General features: G+C 74.6%; 14 protein-coding genes. 5 read left to right on the top strand and 9 right to left on the bottom strand.

Annotation, left to right across the window (positions count from 1 at the left end; translation table 11 throughout):
* The 3 genes from ACFV9M_RS36615 to ACFV9M_RS36605 all read left to right on the top strand — a co-directional run.
* Window positions 1-420, top strand: a 420-nt coding sequence (locus tag ACFV9M_RS36615) for an amidohydrolase family protein (protein WP_385102645.1), incomplete at its 5' end; no start/stop codon positions are given.
* Window positions 417-1,658: a cytochrome P450 gene (locus tag ACFV9M_RS36610; RefSeq protein ID WP_385078684.1), complete on the top strand. Its 1,242-nt coding sequence runs from the start codon at window positions 417-419 to the stop codon at window positions 1,656-1,658. The genes ACFV9M_RS36615 and ACFV9M_RS36610, both read left to right, overlap by 4 nt.
* 221 nt (window positions 1,659-1,879) lie before the next feature.
* Window positions 1,880-2,413, top strand: coding sequence for a DUF4396 domain-containing protein (locus ACFV9M_RS36605; RefSeq protein ID WP_385078712.1), 534 nt, complete (start codon window positions 1,880-1,882; stop codon window positions 2,411-2,413).
* Between the two features lie 69 nt (window positions 2,414-2,482).
* On the opposite strand, the gene ACFV9M_RS36600 is transcribed toward ACFV9M_RS36605, so the two are convergent.
* Window positions 2,483-2,956, bottom strand: a complete 474-nt coding sequence (locus ACFV9M_RS36600) for a carboxymuconolactone decarboxylase family protein (protein ID WP_385078687.1) — start codon at window positions 2,954-2,956, stop codon at window positions 2,483-2,485.
* 245 nt (window positions 2,957-3,201) lie between these two features.
* On the opposite strand from ACFV9M_RS36600, the gene ACFV9M_RS36595 reads away from it, so the two are divergent.
* Window positions 3,202-3,855, top strand: coding sequence for a CBS domain-containing protein (locus ACFV9M_RS36595; protein ID WP_385078689.1), 654 nt, complete (start codon window positions 3,202-3,204; stop codon window positions 3,853-3,855).
* A 264-nt stretch (window positions 3,856-4,119) separates the two neighbouring features.
* Here ACFV9M_RS36595 and ACFV9M_RS36590 read toward each other — a convergent pair whose 3' ends face one another.
* The 8 genes from ACFV9M_RS36590 to ACFV9M_RS36555 all read right to left on the bottom strand — a co-directional run bounded on the left by ACFV9M_RS36590 (window position 4,120) and on the right by ACFV9M_RS36555 (window position 12,747).
* On the bottom strand, window positions 4,120-4,917 hold the full coding sequence (locus ACFV9M_RS36590) for a VOC family protein (protein ID WP_385078690.1): 798 nt from the start codon (window positions 4,915-4,917) through the stop codon (window positions 4,120-4,122).
* A 272-nt stretch (window positions 4,918-5,189) separates the two neighbouring features.
* A complete protein-coding gene (locus ACFV9M_RS36585) occupies window positions 5,190-6,305 on the bottom strand; it encodes an LLM class flavin-dependent oxidoreductase (RefSeq protein ID WP_385078693.1) in 1,116 nt (371 codons plus the stop codon).
* A 39-nt stretch (window positions 6,306-6,344) separates the two neighbouring features.
* Window positions 6,345-7,361: an LLM class F420-dependent oxidoreductase gene (locus ACFV9M_RS36580; protein WP_385078696.1), complete on the bottom strand. Its 1,017-nt coding sequence runs from the start codon at window positions 7,359-7,361 to the stop codon at window positions 6,345-6,347.
* Complete coding sequence (locus ACFV9M_RS36575; RefSeq protein WP_385078697.1) at window positions 7,358-9,169, bottom strand: ABC transporter substrate-binding protein; 1,812 nt, start codon at window positions 9,167-9,169, stop codon at window positions 7,358-7,360. The genes ACFV9M_RS36580 and ACFV9M_RS36575 overlap by 4 nt, the downstream gene beginning before the upstream one ends.
* A complete protein-coding gene (locus tag ACFV9M_RS36570) occupies window positions 9,166-10,185 on the bottom strand; it encodes an ABC transporter ATP-binding protein (RefSeq protein WP_385078700.1) in 1,020 nt (339 codons plus the stop codon). The genes ACFV9M_RS36575 and ACFV9M_RS36570 overlap by 4 nt, the downstream gene beginning before the upstream one ends.
* Window positions 10,182-10,967, bottom strand: a complete 786-nt coding sequence (locus tag ACFV9M_RS36565; protein WP_385078702.1) for an ABC transporter ATP-binding protein — start codon at window positions 10,965-10,967, stop codon at window positions 10,182-10,184. Before ACFV9M_RS36565 ends, ACFV9M_RS36570 begins: the two co-directional genes overlap by 4 nt.
* The gene (locus ACFV9M_RS36560; RefSeq protein ID WP_385078705.1) at window positions 10,964-11,800 is read right to left on the bottom strand and encodes an ABC transporter permease; all 837 of its coding nucleotides are present in this window, start codon (window positions 11,798-11,800) and stop codon (window positions 10,964-10,966) included. The genes ACFV9M_RS36565 and ACFV9M_RS36560 overlap by 4 nt, the downstream gene beginning before the upstream one ends.
* Window positions 11,797-12,747 (bottom strand): ABC transporter permease, encoded by a 951-nt coding sequence (locus ACFV9M_RS36555; protein WP_385078708.1) that lies wholly within the window; start codon window positions 12,745-12,747, stop codon window positions 11,797-11,799. The genes ACFV9M_RS36560 and ACFV9M_RS36555 overlap by 4 nt, the downstream gene beginning before the upstream one ends.
* A 668-nt stretch (window positions 12,748-13,415) precedes the next feature.
* Here ACFV9M_RS36555 and ACFV9M_RS36550 point away from each other — a divergent pair.
* Window positions 13,416-14,285, top strand: a complete 870-nt coding sequence (locus tag ACFV9M_RS36550; protein WP_385078710.1) for a response regulator transcription factor — start codon at window positions 13,416-13,418, stop codon at window positions 14,283-14,285.
* The last annotated feature ends 162 nt before the right edge of the window (window positions 14,286-14,447 follow it).

Here is a 14,447-nt window from a genome sequence, read left to right as displayed (position 1 = left end):
CCCGCAGCCGCCCGCGGCGCCCCCGACCTCGCGCCGCCCGCCGCCACCCCGCGCGCCCCCGCCCCCGCCGCCCGGCTACTGCCGCGGCCGCCCGCGCGGGCCGCCGCCGCGTCGCCCGCGCGGTCCCCCGGCGCGCCGGCCCCCGCCGGTGGGGCGGGCCGGCCGCCGTCGGCCGACCCGGTCGCCGCGCTCCGGCGCATGTACGTCGACACGAGCCCGTTCAGCCCGGCGCACCTGGGCCTCAACGCGGAGGTGCTGGGGCCCGAGCGGATGCTGTTCGGCACGGACTCGCCGCCGATGGCGGCGCCGCTGGAGGACTTCGTCCGCATGATCGAGAAGCTGCCGGTCGACAAGGCGTCCCAGCAGCTCATCCTCGGCGGCAACGCCGAGGCCCTCTTCGACCTGAGGAGCCGTCCTTGACGACCATCCAAGACGCCGTCACCGCGGCCGAGCGGTGCACCCCGGAGTTCCGGCGCGACCCGCACGCGGTCTACGCCCGGCTCCGGGAAGCGGCGCCGGTCTGCCCGATGAGACCGCCCCACGGCAACGAGACGTACCTGATCACACGGTACGAGCACGCGCGGGCCGCCCTGTCGGATCCGCGGCTGAGCAAGGACATGTACGGGGCCATGGACGCGTACCGGAGGATCTTCGGCGAGTCGTCCGTCGCGCTGGACGACAACATGCTCAACTCCAATCCGCCCAAGCACACCCGGCTGCGCCGGCTGGTCAGCTCCCAGTTCACCCCGCGGCGGGTGGAGGCCCTGCGGCCGCGGATCGAGGAGCTCGCCGGGGACCTGCTCGACGCCTGTCCGACGCGGGAGCCGTTCGACCTGCTGCCCGCGTTCGCGTTCCCGCTGCCGATCGGCGTGATCTGCGAACTGCTCGGTGTGCCGGCCGAGGACCGGCCGCTGTTGCAGCGGCTGTCCACCACGGTGGCGCAGACCGGGTTCGGCGAGGAGGCCAAGCGGGCCCAGCAGGAGGCCGAGGAGGGGCTGCACGCCTGCTTCACGGACCTCGTCGCGGACAAGCGCGTCCGCCCGGGCGAGGACCTGCTGAGCGCGCTCGTCACGGTCCGGGACAACGACGGCGGGCTCACGGAGAGCGAGTTGGTCTCCACGGCGTTCCTGCTGATGTTCGCCGGTCACAAGACGACGGCGTACCTCATCGGCAACGCCGTGCACCACCTGCTGTCCCATCCCGCGCAACTGCGGGCGTTGCGGGAGAACCCCGAGCTGATCCGCGCGACGGTCGAGGAACTGGTGCGCTACGAGGGCTCCGTGGAGAGCGCCACCTTCCGCTACGCGACCGAGGACGTGGAGTACGGCGGGACGCTGATCCCGAAGGGCTCCCTGGTCCAGATCGCGCTGAGCTCGGCCAACCGCGATCCGCTGAAGTTCGACGCGCCGGACGAGTTCGACGTGACGCGGCCGGGCAACGCGCGGGACGCCCATGTGGGCTTCGGGCACGGCATCCACTACTGCCTGGGAGCCCCGCTCGCCCGGCTGGAGACGCAGGTGGCCCTCACCCGCCTCTTCGACCGGTTCCCGAGGATGGCGCCGGCCGACCCGGCCGGCGGGCCGCGATGGATGCAGGTGCCGTTCCCGGCCTTCCGCGGCCTGGCGGAGCTGCCGGTCGTGCTCGATCCCTCCGGCTGACCTCCGGCTGACCGACGCGGACGGGCGGGCCAAGGGGCGCGGAAGCCGTACGGCGGCTTCCGCGCCCCTCACGGCTGCCCGCGCACCAGAACGCGGACCGACGGAACCTCCCCCCTGCACGGAATACCCCCTGGGGGTATATCGTTGAGCAGGGAAGGACACCCGGAGCGGGTCACACCCACGACGGAACGGGCCACCACCGCGGAATGGGGATGACGGTCATGGACCACGGCACGCACCGCACCGGCACCGCGCACGACCACACGCACGACCACACGCACGCCCGCCACCCCACCGGGCACGACGGCGGCCGTCCGCCCGGCGCGTCCTGGGCGACGGCGGCGCGGGCGACGCTGCACTGCCTGACCGGCTGCGCCGTCGGCGAGATCCTCGGCATGGTGATCGGCACCGCCCTGATGTGGGGCAACGCGCAGACCATGGCGCTGGCGATCACGCTGGCCTTCGTGTTCGGTTACTCCTTCACGCTGTTCGCGGTCCGCCGCGCCGGCCTCGGCCTCGGCGCCGCCGTCAAGGTGGCGCTCGCGGCCGACACCGTCTCCATCGCCGTGATGGAACTGGTCGACAACGGCATCGTCGCCCTGGTCCCGGGCGCGATGGACGCCCATCTGTCCGACGGGCTGTTCTGGTGGCCGCTCCTGGGCGGCTTCGCCGTGGCCTTCCTGGTCACCACGCCGGTGAACAAGTGGATGATCGGCCGCGGCAGGGGACACGCCGTCGCGCACGCCCACCACTGAGAAGCACCGCTGACGACCGGTGCGGCCCGGGGCGGGCACCCGCACGGGGTGCCCGGAGCGGGCCTCCGCTCATCCGAACTGGCCGGGCCGGTAGTCCCCGGCGGGCTGCCGGACCATGACGTTCAGGCGGTTGAAGGCGTTGATGACGGCGATCATGGACACCAGGGCGATGAGCTGGTCCTCGTCGTAGTGCTTGGCGGCGTACGCCCATGCCTCGTCCGTGACACCGCCGGCCGCGTCCGCGATGCGGGTGCCCTGCTCGGCGAGTTCGAGGGCGGCGCGTTCGGCGTCGGTGAAGACCGTCGCCTCCCGCCAGGCCGCGACGAGGTTGAGCCGCACCGCGCTCTCCCCGGCGTGCGCGGCGTCCTTACTGTGCATGTCGGTGCAGAAGCCGCAGCCGTTGATCTGGCTGGCGCGGAGCTTCACCAGTTCCTGCGTCGCGGCCGGCAGCCCCAGGTCCGAGGCCACCTTTCCCGCCGCGGCGAGATGCTTCACGATCTTGGCCACGTCCGTGTTGCCGTGGAGGTTCAGGCGAGCTTCCACAGGAGACTCTCCTTCGTCGTCGTTCGTGGATACACACCTCTGACGGGCCGGCTCGGCAGGGTGTGACACGAGCGGATGTGACCCGCGTCTCCCCTGCTTCCGGGACCTCGCACACCGCCGTCGCGTCGGCCGCGGCACCCGACCGCCCACGGCCTGCGCGCCCGTGAGGCCTCGTCGGCCGGGGCCGCCTACAAAGGAGGGCAGGAGCCGGTCCGTGCGGCCGGCGGGAGAGAGGGAGTCCTCACATGAACCACCAGAAGGTGCGCGACCTGATGAGCGACGCCGTCGTGCGGGTCCGGCGCGCGACGCCGTTCAAGGAGATCGCGCATCTGCTGCTGGAGTACGACATCACGGCCGTCCCCGTCGTGGACGCCGACGACCGCCCGGTGGGGGTGGTGTCGGAGGCGGATCTGCTGCACAAGATGTGGGGCCGGCCGGAGGGCGGCGCCGGAGCGCCGGCCACCGCTCCGTCGCCCGCCAAGGCCTCGGCCGTCGACGCGGCGGGGCTGATGACGTCGCCCGCCGTCTGCGCGCGCGAGGACTGGAGTGTCGTCGACGCCGCCCGCGTGATGGCGCAGCACGGCATCAAGCGGCTGCTCGTGGTCGGCGAGGACGGACGGCTGACCGGTGTGGTGAGCAGGAGCGACCTGCTGCGGGTCTTCCTGCGCACGGACCAGGCGATCCGTACGGAGATCGTGGAGGAGGTGCTGGTCACCACGCTCGGCGAGGCCCCGTCGGCGCTCCACGTGGACGTCACGCACGGCCATGTCGTCCTCAGCGGGCGGCTGTCGCCCCGGGTCCCGGTGCACGTGCTGGAGGAGCTGTGCCGCGCCGTCGACGGTGTGGTGGCCGTGGAGTTCAGAGCGGTGCGGGACGCGGACCCCGAGGGTTCCGCGTGAGCCGGGCCGCCGGCCGGTGACGGGGTGCGGCCGGCGGTGAGCGGTGGCGTCCCCGATGCGGTGGCCTCCCCGATGCAGTGGCCTCCCCGATGCGGTGGCCTCCCCGGTGTGCGGTGGTGTCCCCGATGCGGTGGCCTCCCCGATGCGGTGGCCTCCCCGGTGTGCGGTGGTGTCCCCGATGCGGTGGCCTCCCCGGTGTGCGGTGGCGTCCGCGGTGCGGTGGTGTCCGGCGACGCCACCGCACACCGGGCGGCCCGGGGGCGTTCACTCCTCGGCCGGGGCGAGCACCACGAAATCCGCTCGGGCGGGGTCGAGGCAGACGGCCAGCCGGCCGACGCCTTCCGCGTCCTCCGGGCCCATCTGCACGCTGCCGCCGTTCGCGGTGACCCGGGCGACGGCCTCGTCACAGTCCGTGACGGCGAAGACCGGGTGCCAGTACGGTCGTCCGTCCGCCAGGGCGAGGTCCTCCGCCGGAAGTTCCATCAGGCCGCCGTGCATGCGCTCCTCGGGGAGACCGGCGGGCGTGATGAGGGTGTACACGCCTTCCCCGCCGGGCAGCTCCATGTCGCTGAACCGCCAGTCCAGGACGGCGCTGTAGAACTCCTTCGCGGCCCGCGCGTCACTCGTGTACAGCTCGGTCCACACCAGGGAGCCCGGCTCCTCCACCAGTTCGACGCCCTTGGTCTCCCCCGGCTGCCAGACGGCGAACTGGCCTCCCAGCGGGTCGCTGTACTGCGCCATGCGGCCCCACTGGTCGAGGTCCCTCGGGGCCACCCGGACGGTACCGCCCGCCCGCTCGACGACCTGGGTGGTGGCGTCCGCGTCGGTGACGCCGTAGTAGATCATCCAGGCGGACCGGGCGCCCTCCTCGGTCAGCTTGCCGAGCCCCGCGACGATCTTGCCGTCCTTGCGGAACATCCCGCCTTCCATGTCCTCCCCCTCGCCCATGGACTCGTAGTCCCAGCCGAGCACCGCGCCGTAGAAGGCGGCGGCGGCCGGGACGTCGGGGGTGCCGAGGTCGAGCCAGCAGGGGGAACCCGGAGGGAAGTCAGTGGTGATCATGAGGAGCGCCTTTCACGAGTCCTGTGCGACTCAGCGTGACATCCGCGACGGTCACTCGCCCGCCGGCGAGGCGGCCACCCGCCCGCCGGGGCGGGCGTCACGCCGTAGGCGGGGCGCCGCCCGGCTCGCCGCACCGGGTGCAATGGCCGCCGAGGTCCCCGCGGGCATGTGCCCGGTCGTCACCGTCGTGTGCTCGCTCGTCCACGCACCGTGCGGGGTCACGGCCGGCGCACGTCACGGAGCGCCGCCGCCCGCCCCGCGGGCGTCCGTGGTCACCAGCCGCGCCGGCTGTGCACGGCGTGGCGCGGTGCGGGCGGGATGTGCGTCGCCCTCAGGGCGCCGACGAGGGCGCGGCGCAGTTCCCGGTCCTGGGCGGTCTCCAGGGGCATGTCGAGCTGGACGATGCCCACGCCCGCCGCGCGCAGCCAGCCGATGCGGGCGGCGACGGTGGCCGGGGAGCCGATGAACGCGCCGGCCAGCGTGCGCGCGATGTAGGCGGCCAGTGGCCGGGGGCCTTCGGCACGGCCGCGTTCGCGGTCGCGGTCGAGCTGGACCGCCTCCAGCCAGCGCGCGCTGTCGGGGCCCGAGGTCAGCCGCAGCGCGTCCGCGCGGATGCGCCGGGCCCGCTGTTCGGCCTCCTCGTCGGTGGGGGCCGTGATGACGGTGACGTGGCGCCAGATCCGCAGCGTCCTGCCGTGTGCCGCGGCCGCGGCGCGCACTCGTGCGATGTGCCGGCGGGTGGCCGTCAGCGGCAGGGGCGGCACCGCGTACACGTCCGCGTGCCGTGCGGCGAGTTCGACGCCCTCCGGTGACGAGCCGCCGAAGGAGAGGAGTTCGGCGCGCGGGTGGGGCAGCAGACCGGAGCGGGCGCCGCGGACGGTGTAGAACTCGCCGTCGTGGTCGAAGTCGCGCCGCTCGACGAGGGTGCGGCGGAACAGTTCCAGGTACTCCCCCGTCCGGCGGTAGCGGGCCGCCTTGCCGAGCGTGTCGCCGTCCCGGGCCACGTCGGCGTCGCTGGAGCCCACGATGACATGGGCGGCGGCCCGCCCTCCGGAGAGCCGGTCCAGGGTGGCCAGGGCGCGCGCGGCCGCGGTGGGTGCCGTGGGGCCCGCCCGGTGGGCGACCGCGACCCGCAGCCTGCTGGTGGCCGCCAGCGCCCAGCAGGCCACCAGCCACGGGTCCGGCCAGGAACTGGACTGCACGACGAGGGCGCTGTCGAGTCCGTCCTCCTCGTTCTCCCGGGCGGTGCGCGCCACGAACTCCGGGTCGGCGTCGCGGTCGCGGGGGTCGGGGGCGAAGCGCAGCGCCTGGCGTTCCTCGGGGGTGGCGCCCGGCACGGGTGCGGCGCGTACCCCGCCGCGTAGGTCCAGGTCCAGGTCCAGGTCCATGGCAGTACCTCCGCGGGCAGGGTGGGGATGCGGACGGGGTCAGTGGGCGGCGGGGCCGAGGCGGGCCAGGGTGTCCAGGACCCTGGCCCGGCTGACGAACACCTCGGGGGGCAGCGACACGTACAGCTGGATGGTGGTCACGCCCGGCCGGTGGTAGCGCAGGATGCGCTCGCGGCACTCCTCCGGCGACCCGCTGATGAAGAGTCCGTCGACGACCTCGTCGGGCAGCGCCTTCTGCGCGCCGTCGACGTCGCCGTCGGCCCAGCGTTCGTGCGACTCGCGCAGCAGGTCGCCGTTGCCGAGCCACTCGTGGAACCTGCGGTAGGGCTCGCGGTTGAGGATCCAGGCGAGGAAGGGACGGGTGGCGCGGTGGGCGTAGTCGGTGTCCTCGGTGGGACAGACGAACACCTTGACGACGAGTTCCTTGCCGGGCGGCTGCGGGCCGACGGCGTCCAGGATCTTGGGCACGTCCTCGGGGAACAGCAGGTTGGTGATGGCTCCGTCGCCCTCGCGGAACGCCAGGCGCAGCATCCCGGGCCGCAGCGCGCCGAGGATCACCTTGACGGGGTCCACGGGCGGGTGGGGCAGACGGTAGCCGGTGATGGAGAAGGTGTCGAAGTCACCGGCGATGTGCTCGCCGCGCAGGGCGCGGGTGACGAACCGCAGGACGTCCCGGGTCCGTTTGTACGGTTCGTCGAACGGGATGCCGTTGATGTCCGTGACGTGGGCCGGCACCGAGGCGCCGAGGCCCAGCAGGAGGCGGCCCGGGGCCAGTTGGGCGAGGGTGGCGGCGGTCTGGGCGAGGACGGCCGGGCCCCGGGTGTGCACGGGGACGATGCCGGTGGCGATGCGCAGGGTCGGCGACCAGGCGGCCACGGCGGCGAGCGGGGTGAAGGCGTCGGTGCCTCCGCCCTCCGCGCTCCACACGTCCGTGTAGCCGAGGTCGGGCAGGCGTTCCACGAGGAAGCGGTGCCGGTCGATGGTCAGTCCGGGCAGCGGCAGTGTGATGCCCCAGGTGGGGGGCAGGCCGGGCGCGGGGGTGTGGGAGACGGTCATCGGGCCACCCATACGGTCGTGAGGTCGAGGAACCAGGACTGCGGCTGGACGAGGCCGTGGACGGCCGGGGAGACGGCCCTGGGGTTGCGGTCGTTGACGACGAACAGCCAGGGCGCGTCCCGCGTGACGAGTTCCAGGGCCTGCGTGTAGTCCGCCTCGCGGGCGGCCTGGTCGGCGGAGGCGCCGGCGGAGGCGAGCAGCTTGTCGACCTGGGGGTTGCTGTAGTGGCCGGTCCAGAACGGGCTGTCGGTGCCGATGAACAGGGGCAGCAGGGCTTCCGACTGGAACAGGGTGGTGGACTGCGCGATGGCCTGTGAGTCGCGGGCGACCTGCCCCTCGGCCTCGGCGCTGATCAGGGTCGACCAGTCGGTGGTGCGGATCTCGACCTCGATGCCGACGGCGGCGAGGTCGCGTTGCACGGCCTCGGCGATGGGCACGGGGACGAGGTTGCCGGAGCCGCCGGTGGGGACGGTGACGGAGGTGGTGAAGCCGTCGGCGTAGCCGGCCTCGGCGAGCAGTGCGCGGGCCTTGGCCGGGTCGTGGTCGTAGGTGTCGCCGGCCGGGTCGTGGGCGAAGGTGCCGGGCGGCGCGGCCTGCCGGGCGGGTTCGGCGGTGCCGTGGAGCAGTTCCTCGGCGATGGCCTCGCGGTCGATGGCGTAGTTGGCCGCCCTGCGGACGCGGGGGTCGCTCCAGGGTTCGGCGGCGGTGTCGAGGATCCAGTACCAGAGGTGGTCGTAGCTGTTGGTGACGACCTTCGCGCCGTCGGCCTCCAGGCTCGGGATGTCGTCGGGGTTGGGGTACTCGATCCAGTTGACGGAGCCGGAGCGCAGGGCGGCGGTGCGCGCGGCGGCGTCGGGCAGGGCCTTCACGACGAGCCGGTCCAGCTTGGGGGCTCCGCGCCAGTAGTCGTCGAAGCGCGCGAGCTCGATCTGCTCCCCGGCCGTCTGCTTCACGAAGCGGAACGGGCCGGTGCCGACGGGATGTTCGGAGAACTTCGCGGACCCGGTCTTGCGGACGGCGGTGGGGCTGGCGATGAGGACGTGCGCGAGGTCCTGCGGGAAGTGTCCGTTGGGCTTCTCGGTGACGAGCTGGATCCGGTCGTCGGCGAGCTTGGTGTACCTGGTGATGCCGCCCGCGTACTCGCCGGCCGCCGCGCCGAGGGCGTCCGTGTAGTACGGGCTCTTCTCGTCGAGGTAGCGGTCGAGGTTGAAGACGACGGCGTCGGCGTCGAAGGCGGTGCCGTCCTGGAACGTCACTCCCTTGCGGAGGGTGAAGGTCCAGGTCCTGCGGTCGTCGGCGACCTTCCAGGAGGTGGCCAGGGCTGCCGTGATCTCGGCCGGGCCGTCGGTCTTCGACAGGTCGTAGCGGGTGAGGCCCTCGTACAGCTGGAAGCTGACGAGGCGCTTGCCCTCGTATCCGGCGCCGCCGATGACGGTGTCGGGGTTGGGGAGTTTGCCCGTGGCGCCGATGACGAGGGTGCCGCCGGTCCTGGCGCCGCCCGCCGTGTCGTCGGCGGCTGATCCGGTGCCGCAGCCGGCCGCGGCGAACGGCAGCAGCAGGGCGGCGGCGAGGCCGGCGGCGCGCAGGCGGTGGCGGAGGCGGAGGTTGAGGTCGAGGTGGAGGCGGAGGCGGAGGCGGCGGGGAGTCCGGCCCGCCGGGTGCGGGAGTGGCGCGGGGTGGTGGTCGGCCGGGAGCGAGTGTGCCGCAGGGGGGCGGCCCGCCGGGAGCGGGTGTGGTGCAGGGTGGTGGTCCGCCGGGCGGCCGGACGGGTGCTGGTGGTGCGTCATGGGTTCCTCGTCGTCACTCATGGGGCGGACGGTTCACCGACGGGCCGGTGCCGGTCGGCCGTGTTCGGCTCGGGGGGTTCGGTAGCGGGGTCGCCGACGGGCGTGGACCGGTCGGCACGGGTCGGTCCGGGAGGCTCGGCGCCGATGCCACCGGCCGGTGCGAGCCCGTCGGCGACATCGCCACCGACGGGCTCGGACCGATCGGAACGGGTCGGCTCGGGGGGCGCGGGAAGCTCGGACCGATCGGAACGGGTCGGCTCGGGGGGCGTGGGAGGCTCGGGGCCGATGGCGCCGTCGGCGGCGAGCAGGGCGCGGGTGTACGGGTGGCGGGGCGCGTTCCACAGGGCGGCCGTGCTGCCCTCCTCGACGACCTGTCCCCGGCGCAGGACGACGACCCGGTGGGCCAGGTGCCGTACGACGGCCAGGTCGTGGGAGATGAACAGGCAGGCCAGGCCGAGGCGTTGGCGGAGGTCGGTGAGCAGGTTGAGGACCTGGGCCTGGACGGTGGTGTCCAGGGCGGAGGTCGGCTCGTCGCACACGATCAGGTCGGGGCCGGTGGCCAGGGCGCGGGCGATGGCGACGCGCTGGACCTGTCCGCCCGACAGTTCGCGCGGGTGGCGGCGGGCCAGCTCCGGTGCCAGACCGACCCGCTGGAAGAGGTCGGCGACGAGCGCGGGACGCTCCTTGCGGGGCGTGCCGTGCACGCGCAGGGCGAAGGCGACCGCCTCTCCGGCGCGGAGCGCGGGGTTGAGCGACCCGCGGGGCTGCTGGGGCACGAACTGGAGGCGGGCACGGGTCCGCCGCCCGGAGGGGCCGCGCAGCCGGTGCGGGTCGTGGCCGTCGAAGCGGACGGTGCCGGTGTCGGGGGCGAGCAGGCCGAGGGCCAGCCGGGCCACGGTCGACTTGCCGGAGCCGGACTCGCCGACCAGGGCGACCGTCTCCCCGGCCGACACGTGGAGGGAGACGCCGTCGACGGCGAGGGGGCCGCGCCGGTGGCGCTTGGACACCTGGTCGAGGCGGAGGAGGTCACGGGTCATCGGGGCCCTCCCGGCTGTGCGGCCACCAGGGCGGCGGCATGCGGGTGCCCGGGGGCGCTCAGCAGCTTCTCCACGGGCCCGGTCTCGACGATCCGCCCGTCGCGCAGGACCGCCGCCCGGTGGCCGACGCGCCGGGCGACGCCGATGTCGTGGGTGACCAGGAGCAGGGCGACGCCGCGCTCGGTGAGCAGACGGGCGAACAGGTCGAGGACGTGTGCGCGGACCACGGCGTCCAGGGCGGTGGTGGGTTCGTCGGCGATCAGCAGTCCCGGCCCGCAGGCCAGGGCCAGGGCGAGGGCGGCGCGCTGCCGCAGGCCGCCGGAGAGTTCGTGCGGGTGGCAGCGGGCGACGCGGTCGGGATCGGTGACGCCGGCCGCGTCCAGCAGTCCGGGCACGGCGCGGCGGGCCGCGGCGCGGTGGCCGGCGACCCGGTGCCGCAGCAGGACCTCGGTCAGCTGAGCGCCGACCCGGCGCAGCGGATCGAGACCGGCGTCGGGGTCCTGCGGGACGTACCCGATGCGCCGTCCGCGGATGTCGGACAGGGCACGCTCGCCGAGAGTGCGCAGGTCGGTGCCGGACAGGAGCACGCGGCCGCTCACCCGGGCGCCGCGGCCGGGCAGGCCGATGACGGTGCGGGCGAGGGTCGACTTGCCGCTGCCCGACTCGCCGAGCAGCACCAGCGCCTCGCCGGGACGTACGGTCAGCGACACCCCGTCCACGGCGCGCACGGTGCCGTGGACGACCGTCATGTCCCGCACCTCGAGGTGTTCCGGTGGGTTCATCGTCCGGCCTCCGTGCGCAGGTTCCGGCCGGCGCCCGTGCCGTGGCGCAGGGCCTCGCCGAGGGCGTTGAAGACGACGGAGACGACGAGGATCGTGACGGCGGGCAGTACGGCGACCTCGGGACGGGTCAGCAGGCTGGGCCGGAGCTCGTCGAGCATGGCGCCCCACTCGGCGGCCGGCGGGGGCACGCCCAGGCCGAGGAAGGACAGCCCGGCCGCGTAGACGACGGCCAGCCCCACCAGGGAGGACGCGTAGACGAGCAGGACGGGGGTGACGACCGGGGCCACCTGCCGCAGGGCGACGGTCACCGGGCCCGCTCCGCTGACCCGGGCGGCCTCCAGGTACTCGGCGGTGCGGATGCGCCGTACCTCGGTGAAGGCGACCCGGGTGACCGCCGGGGTCAGCACCACCGACAGCGATACGACGGTGGCGAGCAGGCCCGGCTCCATCACGGTGGCGACGGTGATGGCGAGCAGGACGCCCGGGAAGGCGTAGAGCACGTCGAGGGTGCGCAGCAGGGCGTGTTCGGTCAGGTGGCCGCCGAGTCCCGCGGCGATGCCGAGCAGTGTCCCGGCGACGGTGGCGACGGCGACCGGGAGGAGTCCGCCCAGCAGCGAGGGGCCCGTGGCGACGAGCAGCCGGCTCAGCACGTCCCGGCCCTGGGAGTCGGTGCCCAGCGGATGTCCGGTGCTGCCGGGCGGCAGCAGCCGGTCCCGCAGGCTGCCTGCGTCGGGGTCGTGGGGCGCCAGCAGCGGGCCCAGGACGGCGAGGAGCAGCAGCGCGCCCGCCAGGCACGCCGGTACGAGCAGGCGCGGTCGCGGGATCCGGTTCACAGCGCACCTCGCAGCCGGGGGTCGATGAGGGCGTGGGCGGTGTCGACGGCGATGTTGACGCCGACGAAGGCGACGGCGACCAGCAGCACGCCCGCCTGGATCAGCGGCAGGTCGCGCGCGGTGAGCGCGTCGTACAGCAGCCGGCCGACGCCCGGCCAGGCGAAGAGGGTCTCCACGAACACCACGCCCTCCAGCAGGTAGGCGAGTTGGAGTCCGCCGATGGTGAGCAGCGCCGGGGAGGCGTTGTGGAGGCAGTGCCGCAGGACGGCGGCGCGGCGCAGGCCCCGGGCTCGCAGGCCGTCGGCGAGGTCGGAGTGCAGGACGCCCCCGAGGGCGGCGCCGAAGACGCGGGCGGTCAGGCCGAGCGGGACGAGGGCCGCCGCGACGGCGGGCAGGACGAGGTGGTGGAGCCGGTCGCCGGTGCCGCCGCCGGCGAACAGGTCCTGGGTGCCGCCGGCCGGGAACCACCGCAGCCCGACGGCGAACACGGCGATGAGCAGCAGCGCCACCGAGTACTGCGGAGCGGAGACGGCCAGGGTGCTCAGGGCGCGTGACAGGCGGGCGGCCGGCCCGTCCGGGCGGGTGGCGCCGAGCGTGCCGAGCAGGACGCCTCCGGTGAGCACGAGCAGGAAGGCGGCGCCCGCGAGCACGAGGGTGTGTCCCAGGGCCGGCAGCAGGAGCTCGCCGACCGGCCGCTGGGCGGAGACGGAGACGCCGAGATCGCCCCGGAGCGCGTGGCCCAGCCAGTGCGCGTAGCGCAGGGGCAGCGGCTCGCCCAGGCCGAGCCGTTCGGTGAGCCGGTCCCTGGCCTCGGCCGGCGCCCCGGGGCCGAGCAACGCGGCCACGGGGTCGCCGGGGACGAGGGCGACGGCGGCGAACACGACGACGGTGACGCCCAGGAGCGTGGGAACGGCGAGCAGCAGGCGCCGCAGCAGGTACCGCCTCATCCGTCGGCCTCCCGGTACGCGGCGCCGGGACGCCCGGCGGGCGGGCGTGGGTGGGCGGTCATGCGGATGTCCTTCCTGGACGACGAGCGGGGTGGCCCCTTGGACGAAGAGCTGGGTGGCGCGTTCGGGTGGGGGGCGCGGGAGGCGGCGACGGGTGCGGCGGCGCGCGGCACGGGGTGATGGGGGCAGCACGGAGGACGGGGGTGGCATGGGGTGGAAGGGAGAACGCGTCGGCGGCACCGGGTCCGGGGCGCTGTGACCGAAGCGTGCGGGACCGCGACGGTCCGTTACCAGCCAGGTGTTGATGCTGATACCCGGGGTCACAGGATCGGTGGTACGGAATACACGGTTCCCTCATAAGCACGTGATCCGGCCCTTGTTGACCCCTGTCGACAGGCCGAATTACGCTGTTCGCATGGCCAAACGGCGAACCGACTTCACGCTGGTCGGTATCGGCGGCTCGTGGCACCGCAGGTGTTTCGACGAGTCCTGTCGTCCGTGTGCCGGGCGCTGACCTGACGGCCCGTCCGTCGACGCGCCCCCTCCCTTGATCACGGCTCGATCCGCCGGGGCTCCGCCCGTCCCGGCCCGCCATCGCTGAGGGGACCACACGTGAAGCCGTATTGCCGCGTCGGCGCCGACTGCCCTGTCACTGCGGGGGGTTGGCTGTGACGACGCTCACCACCGCGACCGGATTCGGTGACCCGCGTGCCGTGCACGCGGAGATCGACAACCCGCTGGACATGATCGCCGGGCATCAGCTGCTGTCCGATGCCGAGGACCGCCCGTCGGGCCGGGCCGCCGCGCCCCGCCGGCGCTGGGCGGCCGTCACCTGCGGCTGCGGTCACCCCGCCTGTTCCGGGCCGGAGGCCCACCGCCCCTCCCCCGTCACCCGCGTCTTCCTCGCCGAGCGCCACCCCGTGGCCAGTGCCGGGCTGCGCAGTGTCCTGAACGCCGATCCGGGCACCGCGGTCGTCGGCAGTTCCGGGGATCCGCTGCGGCTGCCGGACGCGTTGCGCCGGGTACGGCCGGACGTGGTGCTGCTGGGGCGCGGCGGAACCCTCGCGGAGGACCTGGCCGTTGTCGCCCGGCTCCGCGCACCGGAGGTGGTCCCCGACGCCCGGGTCCTGCTGCTGCGCAGGGCGCGGAGCACGGCCGAGGCGAGCCGCATGCTGCTCGCGGGCGCGAGCGGGTGCTTCCCGCTCGACCTGCCGGAGGACCGGATCGTGCAGGCGGTGGCTGTCGCGGGTGCCGGCGGCTCGGTGTTCCTGCCCGCGCCGCCGCCGGCCCGCGTCCAGGTGGCGCATCTGGCCGGGGACGCGGCGGAGCCCCTGCCGCAGCACTGCGGGCTCACCGACCGGGAACGCCAGGTCCTCGCCCAGCTGGCCCAGGGGCTGAGCAACGCCGAGATCGGACGGGAACTGGCCCTGGCCGAGGCCACGGTGAAGAAGCATCTGACCAACGCCATGCGCAAGATCGGGCAGTCCGACCGGCTGCGCGCCGCGCTGTACGCGCACCGGCACGGCCTCGCGGGCTGACCCGGGTCCTGTCCCCGGGGCGGCCACGGGCGGTCCGGGGGCGGTCCGCGGGCGGGCAGGCGCTGCCCAGGCGCCCGCCCACGCGCGGGTCCGCCGCTGCCGAGACGCCGCCCACGCGCGGGTCCGCCGCTGCTGAAGCGCCGCCCACCCGCGCCCCACCAC

Origin of the sequence: Streptomyces sp. NPDC059895 (assembly GCF_042731035.1) — a bacterium.
In the GTDB taxonomy this organism is placed as follows: domain Bacteria; phylum Actinomycetota; class Actinomycetes; order Streptomycetales; family Streptomycetaceae; genus Streptomyces.
The sequence above is the reverse complement of the archived record's forward strand: the minus strand, read 5'-3'. Positions and strand labels throughout refer to the sequence as shown.

Bases quoted from the DNA above. Each gene is read 5' to 3' on its own strand.
- ACFV9M_RS36605 (WP_385078712.1), top strand. From the start codon at position 1,880: ATGGACCACGGCACGCACCGCACCGGCACCGCGCACGACCACACGCAC.
- ACFV9M_RS36595 (WP_385078689.1), top strand. From the start codon at position 3,202: ATGAACCACCAGAAGGTGCGCGACCTGATGAGCGACGCCGTCGTGCGG.
- ACFV9M_RS36590 (WP_385078690.1), bottom strand. From the start codon at position 4,917: ATGATCACCACTGACTTCCCTCCGGGTTCCCCCTGCTGGCTCGACCTC.
- ACFV9M_RS36585 (WP_385078693.1), bottom strand. From the start codon at position 6,305: ATGGACCTGGACCTGGACCTGGACCTACGCGGCGGGGTACGCGCCGCA.
- ACFV9M_RS36580 (WP_385078696.1), bottom strand. From the start codon at position 7,361: ATGACCGTCTCCCACACCCCCGCGCCCGGCCTGCCCCCCACCTGGGGC.
- ACFV9M_RS36575 (WP_385078697.1), bottom strand. From the start codon at position 9,169: ATGAGTGACGACGAGGAACCCATGACGCACCACCAGCACCCGTCCGGC.
- ACFV9M_RS36570 (WP_385078700.1), bottom strand. From the start codon at position 10,185: ATGACCCGTGACCTCCTCCGCCTCGACCAGGTGTCCAAGCGCCACCGG.
- ACFV9M_RS36565 (WP_385078702.1), bottom strand. From the start codon at position 10,967: ATGAACCCACCGGAACACCTCGAGGTGCGGGACATGACGGTCGTCCAC.
- ACFV9M_RS36555 (WP_385078708.1), bottom strand. From the start codon at position 12,747: ATGAGGCGGTACCTGCTGCGGCGCCTGCTGCTCGCCGTTCCCACGCTC.